The sequence below is a fragment of the Microcoleus sp. Pol7_B2 genome, assembly GCF_036701035.1.
Lineage (GTDB): Bacteria > Cyanobacteriota > Cyanobacteriia > Cyanobacteriales > Microcoleaceae > Microcoleus.
Window position 1 is genome coordinate 36,652 of sequence record NZ_JAUBQB010000007.1, and the last position, 20,541, is coordinate 57,192.

Consider the following 20,541-nt stretch of genomic DNA (forward strand, 5'->3'; position numbering starts at 1 on the left):
TTTCGATTCGTTTGTTGCTTTTTTAGCTCAAAAATAAAAAATCGAATTCTTTTCTTGTTTTTCCTTGAGGATTATGAATATATGCACTGCCCACACAACTCTAGTTTTAAAGTAAGAAATTCGTCTAGAAAATGTTTCATGTCGGTTAATTTAGCGTATTAAAGTATAAGTTATAAATTTATTTGTTTATAAAAAATTTAAAAACCGATTGTGAAAATTGAGTGTGCGGACGGCGATAAAAAATGACAATTCATCTATCCTAAGACAGAAAAAATTCAAAATAAATATACTTCTCGTACTATTCTGTTTCATTTAATCCTTCATAAGAAGGAAGCATCAAATTTGAGTTATATCTAAAATGGGGGCATAAGTTGATGTAGATAGAAAGGGAAGGATTCCTATGTTACTTTACAAAATTGAAGATTTTAATCCCAACTACCGCGACGCGGTTTTTAACGGCGAAGATATCAAAGGTCTGGATATCTATGCTGGAAATACAGATGAGAAGATTGGCTCCATCGATACCGCGCTAGTTGATGAGACAGGACGTTTCCGATATTTTGTTGTTGACACGGGTTTCTGGATCTTTGGCAAAAAGGTATTAGTTCCAGTTGCTCTTTGTCGAGTGGATGTTGATGCAGAACGCATCTACGCGACGGGTTTGAGGAGTAAAGACCAAGCAGAAAGACTACCCAAGTATGAGGATGAGATGGTGGTTGATTACGATTATGAAGAACAAGTGCGGGGCGTTTATCGTACTCTACCTGTAGAAGCATCTGCACCTGTAGAAGCATCATTGCCTTTAGAGACATCTGCACCACTTTCTATGCCGCGTTCTGTCTCTAACCAAGCTAGTGCTGCTGGTTATGACCGCAACACCTACACTTACGAACAAGAGCCTCATTTGTATCAGATGAACGAGCGCGAGCATCACAAATTCCGACTCTACGAAGAACGACTGGTTGCAGAGAAAAGCCGTCACAAAGCTGGCGAGGTAGCAATTAGCAAGCGAGTAGAAACCGAAACGGCTCGAGTTTCAATTCCCACAGAAAAAGAGCGAGTTGTAATTGAGAGTGTAACTCCAGGAAATGCAGGTGCGCCAGTAACTCGGGATACTCCCTTCCAGCAGGAAAAGGTGATGCGTATGGAAGTTTACGAAGAGACTGCCGATCTCAAAAAAGAAGCTTTTGTGCGCGAAGAAGTTAACATCAGGAAAGAAGTTGAAACGGAGATTGTTGAGGCAACGGAAACACTGCGTCGTGAAGAGTTGGACGTGAAGACGGAAGGGCGTTAGAGTGCGAATGAATTGAACAATGGTTTGTAGTTGCGCTGTCTTCGACCACAGATGCGTTGAAGCGCAAATACAAACCTAAGAAATTACTAATCTTACAAAAAAAGAGGAGCTTTATAATGTCTAATTGCTGGCGTTTGCCGTTAATTAAGTACAGCATTTTTAGCTTTGTCGTTTAGCATCTATGCGACCAGTTTTTTAGTAAAATCTGAGCCAGTTGCAGGTCAACAAGCTCAGCAGACATTTTATATCGTTCTTGCCTTCAAAGATGCTGGCATGGGCTTGCCCGATCGTGATGTGCGAATGCTGATGCCGCGCCATCCCGATAAGTGGCGAACCGCATTGGGTTTGGGAGAGGGCGATCGCACTCAGGATTCTGACAATCCTAGTCGGTAAGTCATATCGATTCCAGTTGCACCGTGGGTGATAGTTGACTGTTGACTATAGCCATCCTAAATCATTTGTGAATTTCTTACTCCCTCCCCTTGATAAGGGGAGGGTTGGGGTGGGGTCAAAAATTTACGACTCCTGCAAGGATTGCTATATGAGTCAAAAAACTGAAAATAGCGCGAATTATTTGTTTGCAGCTTGATTCGACTTTACGCCCGACGATGAAGCCCGAATTTGATATCATTCCGGCGGCGCCGGAATTGATATCAGTAGCATCATAATTATGAATCAACTTTTTGTCAGCCCTGGCACTACTTTTTCGCCGAACACCTCAATAAACTGCTCTTGTTCTCGGTTAACGTTGTGCAAAATTAGTTGATCGAACCCCAATTCAATATCTTTTTGCAACCACTCAATATGCTGCTCTTGGTCTGCCGAGATGCGGACGTGTTGATATAACTCCTCTGGTTGCACAAACTCCCCGGCGGCATCAAATTGATCCGGTGTTATCAGTTCTGTCAACATTTTGCTTTTGAAGATGTTACTACGCCATTGATCGTGAGCGCCTTGTAGTGCTTTCTCTGCATTACTGTCATAAGAAAGCTGCACTTTCAAAATCATTGGTTTCCCTTCTCCGCCACCGCGACGAAACGCATCAAGGACTTTTGTTAACTTTTCAGGTGGGCGAGAAGTAGTAATTAATCCATCAGCCCAACTGCCCAACCATTCTGCGGTTTCTGGGGTAACTGCCGCGCCGATAATTAATGGGAGAATTTCCGGGCGGGTATAGAGTTTTGCATCTTCTACGCACACTAAACCGCGATGGGTGACGGTTTCTCCTGCCCAAAGGGCGCGGATAATATCGACACATTCTTTGAGGCGCGCGTTGCGATCGCTCTTAGTAGGCCACTTATCCCCAGTAATATGTTCGTTCAATGCTTGACCGCTGCCAACCGTGAGCCAAAAACGATTTGGAAACATTTCTGCCAACGTTGCCGCAGCTTGGGCAATAATAGCCGGATGATACCGCTGTCCGGGAGCGCAAACAACCCGATAGGAAAGCCTCGGCGTTGCTTGCATTGCTGCACCCAACCAAGACCAAGCAAAACCGCTTTGTCCTTGCGCTTCACTCCAAGGATGAAAGTGATCGGAAGAAAGGGCATGGGTAAAGCCAGCTTGTTCTGCCATTTGGACATATTTCAGCAGTTCGCTGGGCTTAAACTGTTCGTGGGAAGCGTGATAACCAATTTGTGCCATAAGTTTTTAGGAGTTTTGAGTTTTGAGTTTTAAGTTTGGAATTTTAAGTTTTGAGTTAAAATATCCACACTTAAAAGCAGGTGATTTAATCAGGACGCCTAGTAAAAGTTTTGAGTTTTGAGTTAGATAATTTTTAAATTCACCCAAAATAATCTTGTACTCAAAATTCATAACTTTCCGTATAACGGGCAAGCTTATGAGCGGAAAATTCGCCGATAGCGAGCTTCAATTACCGAGTAGATGCCATAGGCAATTAAACCCAAAGGTACTAGAGCCAAAATCACTGGACTAAAAGGCTGTTGTGCCAAAATTTCCAACACCTCGCCCAATCCCTTGGTTTGACTAGCATCCGATAGCCTTGCTGCTTGAATTAAGAAAAAACCGATTATAACGAAAACAATTCCACGGGCAGCAATTCCACATCGACCCAACCGTGTCGCCCAAGCTTGCTCGGTTTGGCTCATTTCATCTAGCTTGAAATGGCGGCGAAATTTGGCTTTATATGCTTCGTAGAAATAAGAAAAACCTACACCAATAACAATTGATCCCGCCAATCCTACCAGCCATTGTCCAAACGGTTGCGCTAAAACTTGGGCTGTCAAATCTTCGGTTGAATCGCTCTTACTAGCGGCGGAACCCATTATCAGTTTTACAGCCGTTAAAGCCAAACCTGCGTAAGCTAAAGCACTTAAGGCGTAGCCAATGCGTTGGGCAATTCGCTTGGCATCCATTTTCTGTCCTTGGTGTTCTGGGTCTAGAATTGTCTGAACGATACGCCAAAGGGCATAACCAATAATGCCAATCGTTACAAGAAATAGCAGAATTTTACCGAACGGTTGGTTAACAATTTCTGATAATGCACCGCTAGTATTGGTTGTCCTGCCGCCCATACTAAAGGCTGCTTGTGCTGCTAGAAAACCGACAATAAAGTAAACTAAGCCTTTGGAAGCATATCCCAATCTTGCCAGTCGCTCAAACCAGGGATGAGAAGCTGCCTGTCCAATTGAGTCTTTAATGCTGTCGGTGGGTGAGTTGTCCCGTTTCATATTTTTTATACTTTAGTTGTTAACGACTACTGGCATACGCTTCTGGTGAATTCCTTTCCCGTTAACTGAGTTTTTAACCAATAATTTATGTTATTCTCTATAAATTTAATTATTACCTTGTTTAGAGATATTTTTTATCAGTCTTGAGCGGGAGTTACAGCGGTGGATTGAGTGATAAATTTCACATTTATTAGCCTTGACAAATCTAGCTTTATGGGCTATAAGATAGTTTTCAGAATGGAGCAGTAGACCAGCACTCTAGTATATCTTTGATTCAAACTCCTTTAACCAAAGTTTTAATAACAATTAGAATTGGCGACGTTAAAAATACTCCCCAAAGAACCAATAAAAATCTAAATCCTGTCTTGAGTGCTAAGGTGTAATTGAAACCAAATATACCTGCTCATTCATAAGGATACGGGTGAGAAAATAGCCTGCTCCAATTTGTGGAATTGGGAAATATAGCAACAACAGTTCGCCTGGTTTCCAAGGCGAATCTAATAAATGCAGCCGTGCTGAAATTACACTTAAAAATTTGCCGTTATAGGGAATAAGAGCGAAGATAAATGCCACAATTTCGTCAACTAAAAGCAGTGTCAATTGCAAAGTAAAGAAACCAATAAGGCTCGTAATATAGCAAGCCTAAATCCTTTGTGAATTTCTTACTCCCTCCCCTTACTAAGGGGAGGGTTGGGGTGGGGTAAAAGATTTAGGACTCCTGCAAGGATTGCTATAGCAATAAAACTTATGCTTTATGCAATGCCTGCCAACCAACCCATTAAACCCTTTTCTAATTTTGAAATAATTGCATCGGCTCGCTGACGGTAAAAAGCTGGAAAAAGGCTGATAGTTCCGTGGCGGTATGGCATCGGATTTACCAGGAGTATGGTCAAAAATATAATTAATAAACTATGGATAATCAGGCTTAGATAGTGGGAATACAACAGATAAATATGCAAATTGGTTCACATAAAAATTGTTTAAATTTGTTCGGTTAAATCGTCAATACTGGGAAGGCGATCAAAAATTTGTCCGGGTAATCTTGCTGGCAACGAATACATCCAAACTCGCATATGAATAGTTGGGAATCTGGAATAGCTGCCTTAACTAGGTTATGGACGTTGCAAGAATGGATGCGCCCAGTGCCGCAGTTGGGAATCCAGCATCTATCGCCAATAGTGCGATCGATCGCACTTAACTGAAAGCAATATCATAATTTTTTCCTCAATCATCTTCCCTCAGATGGATATTTTCTTATGGCATCAGGCAGATGGCAAGGTTGGGCTAGTTTGATTAAATGGTATATAGAAGCAAGATTTTGAAATGGTGAACAAAGACAATAGACGTTTTGCCTAAGTCGATTTTTAAGACTCTAAATTTCTATTGTCGCAAGAAGTTGATTGTTCATAACCGGGAGGATTTTAGAAAAATTAAATCAACCACAATGGCAGTGCCTTTGTTGACTTCAACCTTTTTTATCCCGGAAATTGCCGAATTCGGTTCCCAAACATTCGGCATCCTGTCCTGCCCTTAACTGACTTTTCAGGAAAACTCTAATAGCTAACCACAAGGCGATCGCTTGCGACAGGAAGACAAGCAGAACCTATTTCTTACGTCGTTTGCTTTGACGCTCAATTCAGCAATAAGGTGTATATAATGACTCAACTGAATCAACCAGAATCCCTGTCGCAACCGCTGACCCAAAGCGAATTCGTCGCAACTTTTCGCTTGTTTAGTAGATTTAGCTTCTGGATACAGTTATTCTTGGGTGCTATTTCCGGCATTGTTTTAGTATTTGCTATGTTGGGTCGCAACATGAGCGATCAAACCAATAATAATGCAGGTATTGGATTCGGCATATTTTTAGCGGTAGTTGGTCTGTTATTGCTGTGCTTTAGAATTTTTTGGGATTTTCGCTATAGGCTTTTAGGGCGACTTTTGCACGCCGAAAATTCCCAGGTATATCCCAGCAAAGAACATATTACTCACACCTTACGGATTGGATTAGTTTCTAGTTTGGTGGGGGTATTAATCGCGTTTGTTGCTTCTGAAGAAACAGTTGCTGTAGTTCTAGCAAAAACTCTTAGTCAGCCCCAAGCGATGGCAGCTTATGCGCCAGAAAATGTGATTCGTTCCCTAGATATTTTTGTGACGATGGCCAACGTCAATCTGATAGGCGCTCACTTTTTTGGAGCTGTTACTTCTCTTGGGTTACTCAATTGGGTAGAAGAGTAGTTGGCAAAATTAGCGTTCGCTAAAGGCAAACACAACTCCTAGGCCGTCAGGACATACAACCGCTGGCCTATTTAACTAAGGTTTTTGGTTTTGCACTGTCTTGGTGAAAGAGAGCGAAGGCAGTGCAGCTACAAGCTAAACAACTGGGCTATTTGGATGAACATCTAATCAGTAATTGGTAGCGATCGCTCTTGCTAATGGTAGTCAGCTTGAGCTACCGTTTTTTTATTTAAAAAACGTAATTTCTTTATTATCTTGATAGATATTTCATCTACCTTTAGATGGATAGATATATTTTTACTTGGGACAACAGGACTTAGGCTCATATTCCGAAAGATGAGCTATAACCGTGGCATTCAGCTTCCTAAATAATAACCCTGTGACCTGGTTTCGGAACAAAGCCATGTTAGACAGTTTCTCTATTAAGAAATTTACTGCAATGAAAGACCTCTGGTATAAAAACGCAATTGTCTACTCCCTCGATGTTGAAACCTTCATGGACTCGGACGGCGATGGTATTGGCGACTTTCAGGGACTTATCAACCGCCTAGACTATTTATCCGCGCTAGGAATTACTTGTTTGTGGTTGCTGCCGTTTTATCCTTCCCCTAACCGCGACAATGGTTACGACGTGATGGATTACTACAACATTGATCCGAGACTCGGAACCCTGGGAGATTTTGTCGAGTTCATGCACCAAGCAAAGGAACGAGGAATTCGGGTGCTGATCGATCTGGTAGTAAATCATACGTCCAATCAGCATCCTTGGTTTGTTGCAGGCAAAAGCGATAAAAACTCCAAGTATCGCAATTACTACGTGTGGTCAGAAAATCCACCCAAAACCGCTCCAGAATTGCTGGTGTTTCCCGATGCCGAGGACAGTATTTGGGAGTACGACGAACAAGCAAACGCTTACTATTTGCATCACTTCTATAAAGAACAGCCAGATTTGAATATTGCCAATCCGGCAGTACGAGAAGAAATCTGCAAAATTATGGGTTTCTGGCTAGAACTGGGTGTGTCTGGATTTCGCATTGATGCTGTTCCCTTTTTAATTACAGGAATTGGCATCGAAGGTGCAGACCCCGAAAAGCTGCGAGGTTTCTTGGAAGAAATGAGAGAGTTTGTGTCATCGCGTCAGAGTCATGCTGTATTGCTGGCAGAAGCAAATGTTGATCGCGAGCAAATTCCTGTCTACTTTGCTAAGGGCGACAGAATGCACATCCTGTTTAACTTTTTGCTGAACCAGCATCTGTTTTTGGCCCTGGCACGTCAAGAATCCACAGCGCTGCGCGATGGACTAAAAACCTTACCGGATATTCCTGATATTTGTCAGTGGCTTAATTTTGTGCGCCACCATGATGAACTGACGCTAGACCGCATTACTTCATCGGAACGAGAGGAAATTTTTGCAGCGTTTGCCCCTGAGAAAACTATGCAAATTTTCGGGCGTGGGATTCGTCGTCGCTTACCACCGATGATGGCAGGCGATCGCCGCCGGATTGAACTGGTCTACAGCTTGCTTTTCACTCTGCCTGGTACACCCATGCTGCGCTATGGCGAAGAAATTGGCATGGGCGACGATCTTTCGCTGGAAGGTCGAGGCAGCGTCCGCACGGTGATGCAATGGTCAGATGCACCGAATGGTGGCTTCTCGACGGCTGCAACTGATGCCCTTGCCAGACCTGCGATCGCCCACGGAGAATACGGTTACAAACAAGTCAATGTCGTCGCAGCGCAGCGCGATCCTGCCTCATTAATTAACTGGATGGAACGTGCAATCAGCATCCGCAAGCAATGTCCTGAGTGGGGTAGGGGCAAGTGGCACATTCTCGAAACCGACTCTCCCTCGGTGTTAGCCCACTGCTGCGACTGGCAAGGCAGGACGGTGATTGCTGTGCACAATTTAGCCGACAAACCTTGTACCGCTACGCTGAAATCTCACGAATACACCCCTCTGTTCGATTTATTTGGCGATCGCCTGTATGAATCTCTCGGTGCGGACTCGCCCTCTATTCCCTTAGAACCCTACGGCTATCGCTGGTTTCGAGTCAATCGAATCCTGGGGTAAAAAAGTTAATGTTGATGGGAACACTAGCGACTCTAACTATTAGGAATTTACTTCGCTGATTAGGTAAACAACGCGGTTTCTGGCCCCCATCCGTAAGTCATATATATAATTTTTAGGCGAGGATAAAAAAAATTTTCCTTTGAGGTGCGACTGATGTTTCCAGTATGGTTGCAGGCAGGATTTTGGGGTTTAGTGGGGGGGTCGGCATTGCTACTGGGAGCGGCGGTGGGTTACTTTGTCAGCATTCCCCAGCGCGCGATCGCGACAATTATGGCTTTTGGCGCCGGTGTGCTGATTTCAGCGCTATCCTTTGAACTGATGGATGAAGCTTACAAGTGCGGCGGTTTCGACTCGACGGCGATCGGCTTTTTGGGTGGCGCTGCTGTCTACACAGCCGCCAATTGGTTTTTGAGTCAACAGGGAGCAAAACACCGCAAGCGATCGGGCGCTTTGCACCCAGCTAAAACAGAGTCAGGCGATGGCGGATTAGCCATCGCCCTCGGCGCGCTGTTAGACGGGATACCGGAGTCGATCGTCGTTGGCGTCAGCATGATTTCTGGAGGCGCTGTCAGTTGGGTGACAGTAGCGGCAATTTTCCTTTCCAACATTCCCGAAGGGCTCTCCAGCGCCGCCGGTATGAAAAAAGCAGGGAGATCGATGGGTTACGTTTTTGGAGTTTGGGGCGCGATCGCAGTTATTTCCGGTATCGCATCATTGTTAGGATATACGGTTTTCAGTGGCTTTTCTGCGGAAGTAATAGCCGCTACTACCGCAGTAGCAGCCGGGGGTATTTTAGCCATGATCTCAGATACTATGATTCCCGAAGCATTCGAGGAAACTCACGATTTTGCTGGATTAATTACTGTCTGCGGTTTTTTAGCTGCTTTTGTACTCAGTAAATTAGCCGAAAGATAATTGATAATTAGCCATGGTGATCACTAAAGTAATGTAGAATTGCTGACACTTATAGTGTTTTTGATATAGACACATACGAATTTAATATGTTGCCAAGCTGTATCTGACTGGGCAAAAGCTTATAATCAACCTTAAAGACCGCAGCCACTCAAGAGGTGTTGAAAAATTTATGTGTCTCGAATCAGGGTATATCCTGCACGAAAGCTACGAAATTATCGCTTTGTTGGGACAGGGAGGGTTTGCTAGAACCTACACGGCTGCACAAATAAACCAACCTAATAATCCTCTGTGCGTCGTTAAAGAAATTCCTTTTCCCTCATCGAACGATCCGCGCGTCTTGGAGAGGGCAAGGAAGCGATTTGAAAGGGAGGCTAGCGCTTTGCGCCGTCTCGGCAACAACTCGCGCATTCCCGAATTATTCGATAGCTTTGAAAAAAAAGACCATTTTTATTTAGTGCAAGAATACGTTAAAGGACATCCGCTTAGTCAAGAACTCACTGCGGGCGATCAGTGGAATGAGCAACAAACTGTTGCTTTGTTGCGGGAAGTTCTGGAAATATTAACATCAGTCCACCAAGAAAATATTATTCACCGCGATATTACACCTTTTAACTTAATTCGGCGCAAAACTGATCAAAAAATTGTTTTAATTGATTTTGGGGCCGTCAAAGAAATCGGCACTTTTACCTCTAACTCTACTGGTGAAATATTCAGCTCGCAGGCGATCGGCACCAGGGGTTATATGCCTGCCGAACAACACGATACGCGGTCTCTCCCGCAACCCTATAATGATATTTATGCAGTAGGAATCATCGCGATTCAAGCCCTCACCGGGCGGCGTCCCACCAATCTGCCGCAAGACCCCGAAACTGGTGAAATTGTCTGGGATTATTTAACATCTGAACCGGTTAGCAACAAGCTCAAAAATATTTTAACCAAGATGGTGCGTTTCCACTTTCAAGACCGCTACCAATCTGTTGATGAAGTTTTGCAAGACTTGGATTTGTCGATCGTCCCAGGGCCCCAAGTACCCAAAACTTCGCGGAAGTTGCGATCGCGCTTTCGCTGGCTGCTGTTCGGCGTTGCGGGGATTGCAGCTTTTGGGGCGATCGTATTTTTAATCCCCAGAATTTCCCCGCTAATCTCGATAATTTCCCCGCCGGGAAAAACGCTGCCTACACCCTCCGCCGATGGTGTAAGTTCCGGCGAAAAACTCTTAGTGCAAACCTCCGCCCTGTGGTCAAAACAAAGGGGAATCAATGAGTTTGCCGACTCAAATTATCCCGAAGCTTTAAAATTGCTCAAACAGTCCTGGCGGGAAGACCGCAGAGATCCAGAAACTTTAATTTACATCAACAATGCTTTGCTGAAGGCAATAAATGCAGAATATTACACGATCGCAATTGTTGTCCCTATCCGCCGCAATCAGGACGGCAGCATCCTCAACGCAAATTTAGCCGAAGAACTGCTCCGTGGCATTGCTCAAGCTCAAACCGAAGTTAATTTAGGTCTTCTGGCTGCAAATGAGAACAATAAAGATTTTCCCGGTCAAGGCTTTCTCGAACCAAAAGCTATTAGGAAAAAAGGTCTGAAAGTCATCATTGCTGATGATGGCAATATCAAATCCTATGCCGTTCAAAGGGCTAATTATCTGGTCGCTCAGCCCGATATTCTAGCAGTCATCGGACACTACACCAGCGACATGACTGTGGAAACAGTAGATATTTACAATCAAAATCAACTAATCGCCATTTCTCCGGGAAGCACCACAGAAGAACTGACGCGAAAACCTCGAAAATTTTTCTTTCGGACGGCTCCGACAACTAGCCTAGAAGCTGAAGCTTTAGTAAATCAACTGTTATTGGTCGATGAGAAAAAAGCCGCAGTATTTTACAATCCCAACAGTCCGTTCAGCGCTTCTTTGTGGGAAGAATTCAAAAAGCAATTTGAAGCAAAAGGAGGCTCAACTTTTAGGCTAAGTAATTATTACGATTTATCTAAAAATAATTTTAACGCCGAAGCAGCCATCCAAAAAGTTGAGAAGACCGGAAGAACAGCCTTACTTGTCATTCCCGACGGTCAAGTCACTAATTCCCTGGAAAATGCGATCGAAATGATAAAAGCTAACGGCGATCGCAATTGGATTGTCGGTCCCTGGACTTTGTACGAGCCGAGAACGCTAGAAGTAGCCAAACAGTTAAAGTCTATTGAAAAACTGGGAATATCCCTGTTTTGGCATCCGCTAGCAAGCTTTGACAAAAAGTTTCCTGTCAACGCGGAAAAATTGTGGGGAGGCCCGGTAAATACTCGATCTGCCTTAACCTACGATGCCGCCCGGACGCTGATTAAAGCCCTAGAAATGCAGCCCGAACCCAGCCGCGAAGGAATGCAAAAAACCTTAGCCGATCCAAACTTTAAAGCCGAGGGAGCCACGGGTATAATTGAGTTTGACTCAAAGACGGGAAATCGGAAAAATCCTCCCAAACGAGTAGCGCATATTGTACCCTGTTCTACAGCAATATATGGCGTTACCTTTGTGCCGATCGAATTTCCCACAGCCGCAGCTGCAGGTTTAAAGTGCGATTGAATTGATATCTTGTGCCATTTTCAACCAACCTGTAGAGGGCGGACAGGATGCCCACCCCACAAGAAAATTAACTCTTGGTGGAATAGGCCGGACAGCCTGTTGTTAAGAATGATGCAATATGTGGGAGTAATTGATATCTTCCGGCCTTGTCAACAAACCGTCGGGGACGAGTTTTACCAAATATAATTGCCTAAAATCAATAATCTCATAAACTCGCCCCCACCCGACGATAAAATGCTGGATAGAGAATTGTGCAAGATGTGCGAGTGAATTGATATCTTGTGCCGAACGCAACAATCCGACAGATGTTTCAATCCTACAGCCGACTATTGCCACAGGTGCAACATATCAATTTATTAGATATATTAAACAAGGTTAGTTTTTTCTATAATAACGCTTATGGCTGTCAATCTCGCTTCCTCAACAAGTTCTAGTCTCAAACCAGAAGCCCAAAATATCTCAGCACTCAAACAAGTCTTTCAGACAATTGATGCCGAGAGCTGTCCGGGTTCCTATAATTTTCATATGCACACAGTCTACTCCGACGGGCGATTGCAGCCAGAGAAATTGATGGAACAAGCCATAGCCCGCGGCCTCAAGGGCTTAGCTATCACCGACCACCACAGTACCCAAGGCTACGTTAAAGCTCAAATTTGGCTGGACAATTGGAAATTAAACCATCCCGACAAAAATAGCGAAGCACCTAGTCTTTGGACAGGCGCTGAAATTAATGCCGAATTGCTCAACAATGAGGTACACATTCTCAGTTACGCCTTCGATCCGCAACATCCCAGTCTCAAACCATACCTACGAGGTAAAAGCACTGAAGGCACTTATTGTTATTCAGCAGCCAGGGTAATTGAAGCTATTCATGAAGCAGGAGGTTTAGCAGTTCTGGCACATCCTTGCAGGTATCGATCGACGGCAGATAAACTAATCCCAGAAGCCTCTCGTTTCGGCATTGACGGTGTAGAGATTTACTATGCTTACGGTAATCCCAATCCTTGGAAACCGAGTCCCATACAAACTGCTTTAGTCAAAGATTTAGCAGAAAGTTATGGTTTGCTGGGAACTTGTGGCACGGACTCTCACGGTCTGAGTCTTCTAGTCCGAATCTAGATACTTGGGAAATAAGAAGTGCTTTACCCTGTCCTTGCCAGTCTAAGCGTTAGCGGATATATGTCTTATGAAAGCAATCACAATGACCCAAAAACAAACAGTTTCTCAGGTCATATTATGTCCGCTAAAATGACTACCATAAAATTGTTTGATAGTGAAAACTTCAGTCCTCATAAAAGTTTGAGGACTGAAATTTTCACTACTTGGCTTAGAACGGCTATTTGACGAGACGTGATATCATATTAATTCCGGTTGCACCGGAATTATTGTTGACTGTTGACTGTTGACTGTTGACGGGCGGGTCGAAAAACTGAATGGTTGAGTGGTAAGTGTTGACTCGATTTTATTATTCCGATGCAACCGGAAACGATATCCTTTCCCTAGCCAGGATGAGCTTTCGCCCTCCACAAGAAAGAAATTGCCAAAGCCGGTAATATAGTTGCAACTCCTAGAGACCTGGCTCCCTAAAAAGTAGTCTCCCTTCTACCGTTCTGGGAACAACTGACAGGCCCTATTAGTTGGCTGATTTGCCCAATCCAAGCGAGAATTCCCAAATCGATCCATCCAACCTTCCAAATAAGCTCGATTAGCCTTTTTTTCCTCTGGGTCGGAGGTATTCATGGGATGAGGTGCTAAACCCAAAATAGTCGCCGTCGTCACGCAAAACATCGACTTCTGAAAACTCTGGCAAATTTGCACCCGCACATCGTCTTCACCCCGACAGCTAGTGCGATAAACTTCGTGCAAATAATCCGGCAGAAAATGCCGCATATCTTGCATCAATTGAGTTGGCGGAATCCCTGCACCTCCAATAGGTAAAGGGTCAGCAAACAAAGCCCCGTAGGCAAATTCTCTTTGTTCTTCCGGGATTTGATGAGCTTGAGCATTGTATGAAACTGTGCCAAAAAACGCAGTGCCCCGAAAGAAAACAGCCTCTACATAAGGCACGGCTACATCTGGTAAAAATGTCAAATTTGCCGTCGCTGGCAGTATATCGTAGACTTGAGGGCCAATCTTGACGCTGTAGGTAATCGGTAGGCTGGCCGCGGCTACTAAACCGGCTTTGACAAAATCAACTACATCAGAAATAGACTTAGTTTCTCCTCGATCGTAGGAATCAGATAAGTCTATGAACAAATCGCTCATTACTCGCCAAAACTGACCGAGACCGGTGTAGTAAGCTAGCATCCGCACTTGTTCGGGCAAAAAATCAGGAAATGCTTTGTGGAGGGCTTGCATGAAAAAATTACCTTTCAGCTTAGCCGCGATCGCTTTTTCGACCAAACTGCTAAATTCCGGGGAATCCAAATAAGTGTCCAAACCGCCGCCGCCGTGCCAAAGCATTGTTCTCATGCAATACTCAGCATACTCAAAATTAATGCGATCGTGCCATAAATAGCGCATTAATTTGGGCACGGTCACATCTCCGTTGAAATATTTAAAAAACGGGAAAAGCACTAAAAACTGTTCTTCTGCAATATAATTGAGATTGCGAGAATAGGCATCTAAAACAATACCATAACTTTTCAGCACGCCGACAACTTCAACTACATTTTCCGTAGACTCAGGCAGTAAAGCTTTGCCTGATTCTAAGAGGTCAATGTATACGGCTAGGGGATGGGAAGAGGGTTTTAATACGGTACTTTTCATTTTTATTTAACCTGAATTGAAGGAAGGCACGACACGGATTTGAACACGGATACACTGATGAAGGGAATAGGTAGGGACACGCCAGTGCCGTGTCCCTACAGCCGTCTGCTGTATTTCATGGGATTGAAAACTGCCATACGACTAAAGTCCGATGCTACGAACCTAGGTCATATTTTATTTCAAGTTTTGAGCAATCACTTTAACTTGGGGTGGCACATTAGCTACCATTCCGATCGCAGTTTTTTCGCTCAAACCAACTAAAACTCCCGGCTGCACTCCCATGATGGCGATAATTATTGCTAAAACCAGCGAAGGAATACGATCGCGCCAGCGGACTTGCGGCAAATTTACCACCACATCCGAAAGGCGGCCGAAAAAGGCGCGGTTGACCATAATTAAAAAGTAAACTGAAGTTAAACCAGTGCCGATCATGCAGAGGAAAGTTTGCACCGGAAACACTGGCAAACTGCCCCGAAATATCAAAAATTCAGCAATAAATCCAGCCAAACCCGGAATGCCGGCACTTGCCATCACACCGAGGATCATTAAACTGCCAATCATCGGCAAACCGCGATCTGGATTGAATAAACCTTTGAGCACATCGATGTTGCGGGTGCCGGATTTTTTGTAAACAACGCCGACACTCAAAAATAGCAGCCCCGAAATTAAACCGTGGCTAACCATTTGCAAAACAGTTCCCAGCATACTAATGGGAGTAGCTGCGGCGCTAGCTAACAAAATGTAGCCCATGTGAGCGATCGAACTGTAAGCTACAATTTTTTTCATATCTTTTTGGGCGATCGCGCAACTCGCTCCGTAAAGCACACTGACCACAGCCCAACTCGCCAACCAAGGTGCCGCCACCGCCCACGCATCGGGAAACAAACCTAAACCAAAGCGCAGCATCCCATAAGTTCCCAGCTTCAAAAGCACCCCCGCCAGCAGCACCGAAACCGGCGTCGAAGCTTCTACGTGAGCATCGGGCAGCCAAGTATGAAAAGGCACCAAAGGCATCTTAATACCAAAAGCCAGCAACACCCCTGCCAGCAAAACAATTTGCCTTACCAAAGGCAAGGGCAATCCTCCTTGCAAATGTGATGCGCCCGCTGCACCAACCATATCGAAACTCGAAGCACCGCTAAGCCAACCAGTGCCCAAGAAAGCAGCCAGCAGCACAATTCCCGCAAATGCAGTATAGATTAAAAACTTAGTAGCAGCGTAACCCCGGCGCTCGCCTCCCCAAATCGCAATTAACAAATAAAGCGGAATCAATTCTACCTCAAAAAACAGGAAAAATAGCAGCAAATTTTGAGATAAAAAAGCCCCTGTTACGCCGCCGGTAATTAACAAAATCAAAGAATAATAAAGTCGAGGTCTGCGGATCGACTCATCCGTAGCGTAAATAGCTATTCCTGTCAGCAGAGTATTTAAAATTACCAAAGGCAGAGCCAAACCATCAACACCGAGATTGTAATTCAATCCCAAAACATCTACCCAAGGAATAAATTCCGAAAACTGCAACTGACTGGTACTGGCATCAAACTGAACTGCCAAAATCACCGAGAGAATAAAAGTTATACCCGCAATGGCGATCGCGACATTCCGAACTATTTTAGAACTCACTGAACCGGGCCAGAGCCCAATCAGGGCAGCAGCCAACATTGGTATCCAGATTAAAGCACTGAGCATCAATTAAAACTTTCCTTTGTTACACAGTATTTAGAGCTATATTTAACATTAACGCAAAGCAACTACATATAAAAGCGATCGGCTAATTTTCTTGTTAACATAGATTCAAATGTCTCTGGAATCCTCCTATGACCTCAAGTCTTACAGATCGAGAAGATTTGCAAATTAAATCCGGTTCTCCTTCCACCCGCCTCACCGTTGCCGACTTGGAAGAACTGCAAGGTATACTCTGCGAAGCACATCTAGACTACCAACTCGAACTGGTAGACGGGAAGATTATCGTTATGGGCCCATCAGACATTGTATCGAGCGAAATTGGACTTGAGTTTGGCAGTCTTTTGCGTAACTGGGTCAAACCCCGCAAACTCGGACGAGTGTTTGAGTCCAGCGGCGGGTTTATTCTCCCCAATTCAAATCTTACAGCACCGGACGTTTCGTTTGTGGTAGCCGATCGCCTCAAACAAAGTAAAAGGTATTTTGCCGAACTTGTTCCCGACGTAGTGGTAGAAATCAAATCTCAGTCTGATCGCCTCAAACCCCTCCGAGAAAAAATTTTATCATTCATCGAACTCGGAGCCAAAGTAGGAATATTAATCGACCCAGACAAGCATACAGTAACAATTTACACTCCGATAGCCGAGCCAGTGGTATTGAGAGACGGCGACATGATTTCAATTCCCGAACTTTTGCCCGGTTGGGAAGTTCCAGTGACCGAATTATGGCCGATCGATTTTGAATAAAACTAGATAAAAAAGCAGACAAACCCAGACTAAAATCATCTGCGTTCATCCGCCCTCATCTGCGGTTAAAAATTAAATAACATCAGACCAAAAGCAGACAAACCCCGAAAAATTCATCTGCAAACCTCTACAGTTTAAAACTGCCAAATAATCAACGCCAGCAACACAGCAACCCCCCCCGCAATAGTCAACACATAAAACTGCGACTGACCAGTGCCGGTGTACTTCAACCCTTCACCGCTGAAAATTGTGGCAAAACCGAACAAATTCACCGCCCCATCCACCACATACTTATCAGTCCAAGCGCTGATTTTAGAAATAAAAGCCACAGCCCAAACGACAGTCAAGCGGTAAACTCGATCGATATAAAAATCGTAAGCAAACAAATCCTGCAACGCCGGCACCGGCAGCCGTACCGGTCGAGGTAATACCCCGTACCAATAAATCGCCACCCCAACCGCAACGCCAATCAACCCAGATAACAACAACAGCGGCGTATCCAGCGTCTTCAAAAGCAAATTTAAAGCATCAAAATCTCCCGTTTCCGCCCAAGGCCCAGTCCAACTAATTAATAGTTGCCACTCCTGCAACATCCAAGGAACTAATAGCCCCATTACCGTCAAAATTACCATCGGCAAAGCCATCGGCCAACCAACTTCTGGAGCTCTGCGAGTTTTCGGCTGCGGTTTTCCCACAAACACTAAACCGAATATGCGAGTTAAATTTAGCGCTGTCAAACCGTTAACTAAAAGCAGCACAATTACCAGCCACAAAGGCACAGTCCAAAAACCGTTGAGCCAGCGTCGCATCGCCCAAAAGTTCCCCAAAGGCAACAGCGCTACCATCCCCGCAGCGCCTACTAAATAAGCCGTAGTCGTGGCAGGCATCTTCGACCACAACCCACCCATTTCTGTTAAATCTTGAGTGTTAGTTGTAGTAATAATTGACCCTACGCTCATGAATAATAGGCCTTTGGCGATCGAGTGCGCGAACAGCAACAGCAAAGCAATGTCAACTTGATTTAGCCCCACGGCGATAAACACCAAACCCAAAGAAGCGCTGGTAGAATGCGATAGTGCTCTTTTGATGTCGATTTGGGCGATCGCTACCAAGGAAGCGCCAACCGCCGTCACCGCACCCAAAACCACCAGCACCGCATCTGCGATCGGCGAAAGCGCTAAAACAGGCTGAAGTTTAATCAAAACATAAGCCCCAGCGCCTACAACTACCGTATTCCGCATAATCGAAGCCGGGTTGGGTCCTTCCATCGCCTCGTCGAGCCATAGATGGAAGGGAAATTGAGCACACTTGGCCGTAGGTGCGGAGATTAAAGCCAAACCTAAAAGAGTCGCGACTACAGGAGACAAAGTTGCAGTTTCAGCCCATGTTTCCAAATCGGAAAAATTCAAACTTCCTGCTAAAGTTGAAAGCGTCACTACTCCCATCAGCAGTGGCACGTCTCCTACACGCTTGGTTAAAAACGCATCTCTAGCGGCGGTTACTACCAGCGGTTGAGCGTACCAAAACCCGACTAGCAAGTAAGTTGAAAGCGTCAGCACTTCCAACAAAGCGTAAGTTAGAAGCAGCGAGTCGCTAATGGCAATGCCGCTAATTGCCGCTTCAAAAAAACCCATCAGCCCAAAAAATCGAGCTAGCGCCCAGTCTTTTTCCATGTAGCCTAGAGCGTAAATTTGTGCTAGCAAACTCAGAACACTAACTAACTCCATTGCTCCCACGCTGACGGTGGAGATTTCTATTGCAAAAGACAAATCTAAATCTGCTGCTTGCACCCAGTGCACTAGCAACTGTTGGGGTGGTTGATCCCAAGTCGCTGTAAAAATAACTGACCCGTGCAGGAAAGCCAACACAGTCATCAGCAAATTGAAGTAAGCCGCAGGCCTCGGGCCTGTTCTCCGAACGGTTCCCGTAGACCACGGCAAAGTTAAAATTGCGCCTATTAAGCCATATAAAGGTACCCACCAACAGGCTTGGAGGAGAAATTGAGTCATTTAATTTATCCCTTAAACTTGAAATTACGGGCTGCCTTTATACAAAAACAGTTGCGGGCGATCGCGTGATACCCTAAAACTTTGACTAAACCCGATCGTATAGTTCTGGCAAAATAATTTGCACCCAAGATTCACTATACATTAAAGCATCTAAACTGAGAATTCTCTCAACACAAAATTAGTGGCTTAGTAGAAGAGGCACTCAAAGAAAAAAATGCCTGCCGATGGGCCAAGACTGCCTTTTTTGCCGATTTCCCTGCGATCCCCCTTTTGAAATCCCCAATTTTCCCGGCAGTGATTAGCTCCGACTTCACATACCGAACTCTACTTTATGAGTATTATTACTTACTTTAATCCCCCCTCGCTCTCGGTATCTACCCCTCTAAATATTAAGATTATTAAATAAATATTAAATTATTTTAAGTAACATAAAAAATTTTAATTTTTGTTATTAAACATTATGATGTTAGTTTATATTGTCAAGGTGGACAGATTCCCCTATTCTTATAGGATAGGAAGCTTTACACTGCATTACTAAAAAATGTGGGCCTCCCCGTCCAAATTTTTAGATTTCTCAAAGATTTGTAACGGTAATTTCGCTCATCCTCAAAGGAGATTCAAAAATGTCAATTGCCGTGGGAATGATTGAGACAAAAGGTTTTCCCGCTGTGGTGGAAGCTGCCGATGCTATGGTCAAAGCTGCCCGCGTTACCCTCGTGGGCTATGAAAAAATCGGCAGCGCCCGCGTCACCGTAATTGTGCGCGGCAACGTGTCGGAAGTCCAAGCCTCAGTCGCAGCAGGAGTGGAATCCGTCAAGCGTGTGAACGGCGGAGAAGTCGTCTCTACCCACATCATCGCTCGCCCCCACGAAAACCTAGAATACGTTCTGCCGATTCGATATACAGAAGCAGTAGAACAGTTCCGAGGCTACTAAGTTCTTAGCGCACAAAAATTTCGTTAAAGGAAAATTTGTGCGATCGTCAAAAATTAACTGTTTAGTTCCCCAAATATTCAATCAGGAGTAAAACCAATGGCAATTGCAGTTGGCATGATCGAAACCCTAGGCTTCCCCGCAGTGGTAGAAGCCGCTGACGCGATGGTCAAAGCAGCCCGCGTCACCTTGGTAGGCTACGAAAAAATCGGTAGCGCTCGGGTTACGGTCATTGTAAGAGGAGATGTCTCGGAAGTGCAAGCTTCTGTCGCAGCCGGAGTAGAGTCAGTGAAGCGCGTTAACGGCGGACAAGTGATGTCCACCCACATTATCGCCCGCCCTCACGAAAACTTAGAGTACGTGCTGCCGATTCGCTACACGGAAGCTGTAGAACAGTTCCGTGAAGGCGTTAGCGGCATTCGCCCCCTCAACAGATCATAAGATAGGCGATCGGCTGTTAGGGGCGTTTGGTAATTAAAAATTAAAAATCGCGCTGTTTTTGATTTAGCATTTTTAATTTTTAATTGAGGTGGGTATGGGATATTGGTTATTAGTCATGAGTCATGAGTCATAAGTCATTAGTTACTAGACGAAGCTCTAAAAAGCGGAC

At 44.6% G+C, this 20,541-nt stretch carries 16 protein-coding genes; 11 read left to right on the forward strand and 5 right to left on the reverse strand.

Annotated features, from left to right (window positions below; translation table 11 throughout):
* Window positions 1-400 precede the first annotated feature (400 nt).
* Together QUA57_RS04615 and QUA57_RS04620 are read left to right on the forward strand one after the other, a co-directional pair.
* Window positions 401-1,294, forward strand: a complete 894-nt coding sequence (locus tag QUA57_RS04615; RefSeq protein WP_333059790.1) for a DUF2382 domain-containing protein — start codon at window positions 401-403, stop codon at window positions 1,292-1,294.
* Window positions 1,295-1,459: 165 nt separating this feature from the next.
* Window positions 1,460-1,687: a hypothetical protein gene (locus QUA57_RS04620; protein ID WP_333059788.1), complete on the forward strand. Its 228-nt coding sequence runs from the start codon at window positions 1,460-1,462 to the stop codon at window positions 1,685-1,687.
* A gap of 282 nt (window positions 1,688-1,969) precedes the next feature.
* Here the strand turns inward: QUA57_RS04620 and QUA57_RS04625 are convergent, their stop codons facing one another.
* Together QUA57_RS04625 and QUA57_RS04630 are read right to left on the reverse strand one after the other, a co-directional pair.
* Complete coding sequence (locus tag QUA57_RS04625; protein WP_333059787.1) at window positions 1,970-2,938, reverse strand: TIGR03885 family FMN-dependent LLM class oxidoreductase; 969 nt, start codon at window positions 2,936-2,938, stop codon at window positions 1,970-1,972.
* 194 nt (window positions 2,939-3,132) lie between these two features.
* Window positions 3,133-3,984: a DUF1206 domain-containing protein gene (locus QUA57_RS04630; protein WP_333059785.1), complete on the reverse strand. Its 852-nt coding sequence runs from the start codon at window positions 3,982-3,984 to the stop codon at window positions 3,133-3,135.
* 1,073 nt (window positions 3,985-5,057) lie between these two features.
* Between QUA57_RS04630 and QUA57_RS04635 the strand changes: the two genes are divergently transcribed.
* The 6 genes from QUA57_RS04635 (at window position 5,058) to QUA57_RS04660 (ending at window position 12,911) form a co-directional block, all read left to right on the forward strand.
* Window positions 5,058-5,186 (forward strand): hypothetical protein, encoded by a 129-nt coding sequence (locus tag QUA57_RS04635; RefSeq protein WP_333059782.1) that lies wholly within the window; start codon window positions 5,058-5,060, stop codon window positions 5,184-5,186.
* Between the two features lie 454 nt (window positions 5,187-5,640).
* Entirely contained in the window at window positions 5,641-6,219 is a 579-nt protein-coding gene (locus tag QUA57_RS04640) for a DUF3611 family protein (protein WP_333059780.1), read from the forward strand.
* Between the two features lie 439 nt (window positions 6,220-6,658).
* Complete coding sequence (locus QUA57_RS04645) at window positions 6,659-8,290, forward strand: alpha-amylase family protein (protein WP_333059778.1); 1,632 nt, start codon at window positions 6,659-6,661, stop codon at window positions 8,288-8,290.
* A gap of 153 nt (window positions 8,291-8,443) precedes the next feature.
* The gene (locus tag QUA57_RS04650; protein ID WP_333059776.1) at window positions 8,444-9,205 is read left to right on the forward strand and encodes a ZIP family zinc transporter; all 762 of its coding nucleotides are present in this window, start codon (window positions 8,444-8,446) and stop codon (window positions 9,203-9,205) included.
* 169 nt (window positions 9,206-9,374) lie between these two features.
* A complete protein-coding gene (locus QUA57_RS04655) occupies window positions 9,375-11,792 on the forward strand; it encodes a bifunctional serine/threonine-protein kinase/ABC transporter substrate-binding protein (RefSeq protein ID WP_333059775.1) in 2,418 nt (805 codons plus the stop codon).
* Window positions 11,793-12,191: 399 nt separating this feature from the next.
* Window positions 12,192-12,911: a PHP domain-containing protein gene (locus QUA57_RS04660; RefSeq protein WP_333059774.1), complete on the forward strand. Its 720-nt coding sequence runs from the start codon at window positions 12,192-12,194 to the stop codon at window positions 12,909-12,911.
* A gap of 483 nt (window positions 12,912-13,394) precedes the next feature.
* On the opposite strand, the gene QUA57_RS04665 is transcribed toward QUA57_RS04660, so the two are convergent.
* Both QUA57_RS04665 and QUA57_RS04670 read right to left on the reverse strand, forming a co-directional pair.
* A complete protein-coding gene (locus QUA57_RS04665; RefSeq protein WP_333039571.1) occupies window positions 13,395-14,561 on the reverse strand; it encodes a CO2 hydration protein in 1,167 nt (388 codons plus the stop codon).
* 174 nt (window positions 14,562-14,735) lie between these two features.
* Window positions 14,736-16,250 carry an NADH-quinone oxidoreductase subunit M gene (locus QUA57_RS04670; RefSeq protein WP_333059772.1) on the reverse strand — a complete coding sequence of 505 codons (1,515 nt, stop codon included), beginning with the start codon at window positions 16,248-16,250 and terminating at the stop codon, window positions 14,736-14,738.
* Window positions 16,251-16,378: 128 nt separating this feature from the next.
* Between QUA57_RS04670 and QUA57_RS04675 the strand changes: the two genes are divergently transcribed.
* A complete protein-coding gene (locus tag QUA57_RS04675) occupies window positions 16,379-16,990 on the forward strand; it encodes a Uma2 family endonuclease (protein ID WP_333059770.1) in 612 nt (203 codons plus the stop codon).
* A gap of 134 nt (window positions 16,991-17,124) precedes the next feature.
* Here the strand turns inward: QUA57_RS04675 and QUA57_RS04680 are convergent, their stop codons facing one another.
* Entirely contained in the window at window positions 17,125-18,999 is a 1,875-nt protein-coding gene (locus tag QUA57_RS04680) for an NAD(P)H-quinone oxidoreductase subunit F (protein WP_333039567.1), read from the reverse strand.
* A 623-nt stretch (window positions 19,000-19,622) separates the two neighbouring features.
* Here QUA57_RS04680 and QUA57_RS04685 point away from each other — a divergent pair.
* Together QUA57_RS04685 and QUA57_RS04690 are read left to right on the forward strand one after the other, a co-directional pair.
* Window positions 19,623-19,934 carry a carbon dioxide-concentrating mechanism protein CcmK gene (locus tag QUA57_RS04685; protein WP_006635059.1) on the forward strand — a complete coding sequence of 104 codons (312 nt, stop codon included), beginning with the start codon at window positions 19,623-19,625 and terminating at the stop codon, window positions 19,932-19,934.
* Between the two features lie 96 nt (window positions 19,935-20,030).
* Window positions 20,031-20,372, forward strand: coding sequence for a carbon dioxide-concentrating mechanism protein CcmK (locus QUA57_RS04690; RefSeq protein ID WP_006635058.1), 342 nt, complete (start codon window positions 20,031-20,033; stop codon window positions 20,370-20,372).
* The last annotated feature ends 169 nt before the right edge of the window (window positions 20,373-20,541 follow it).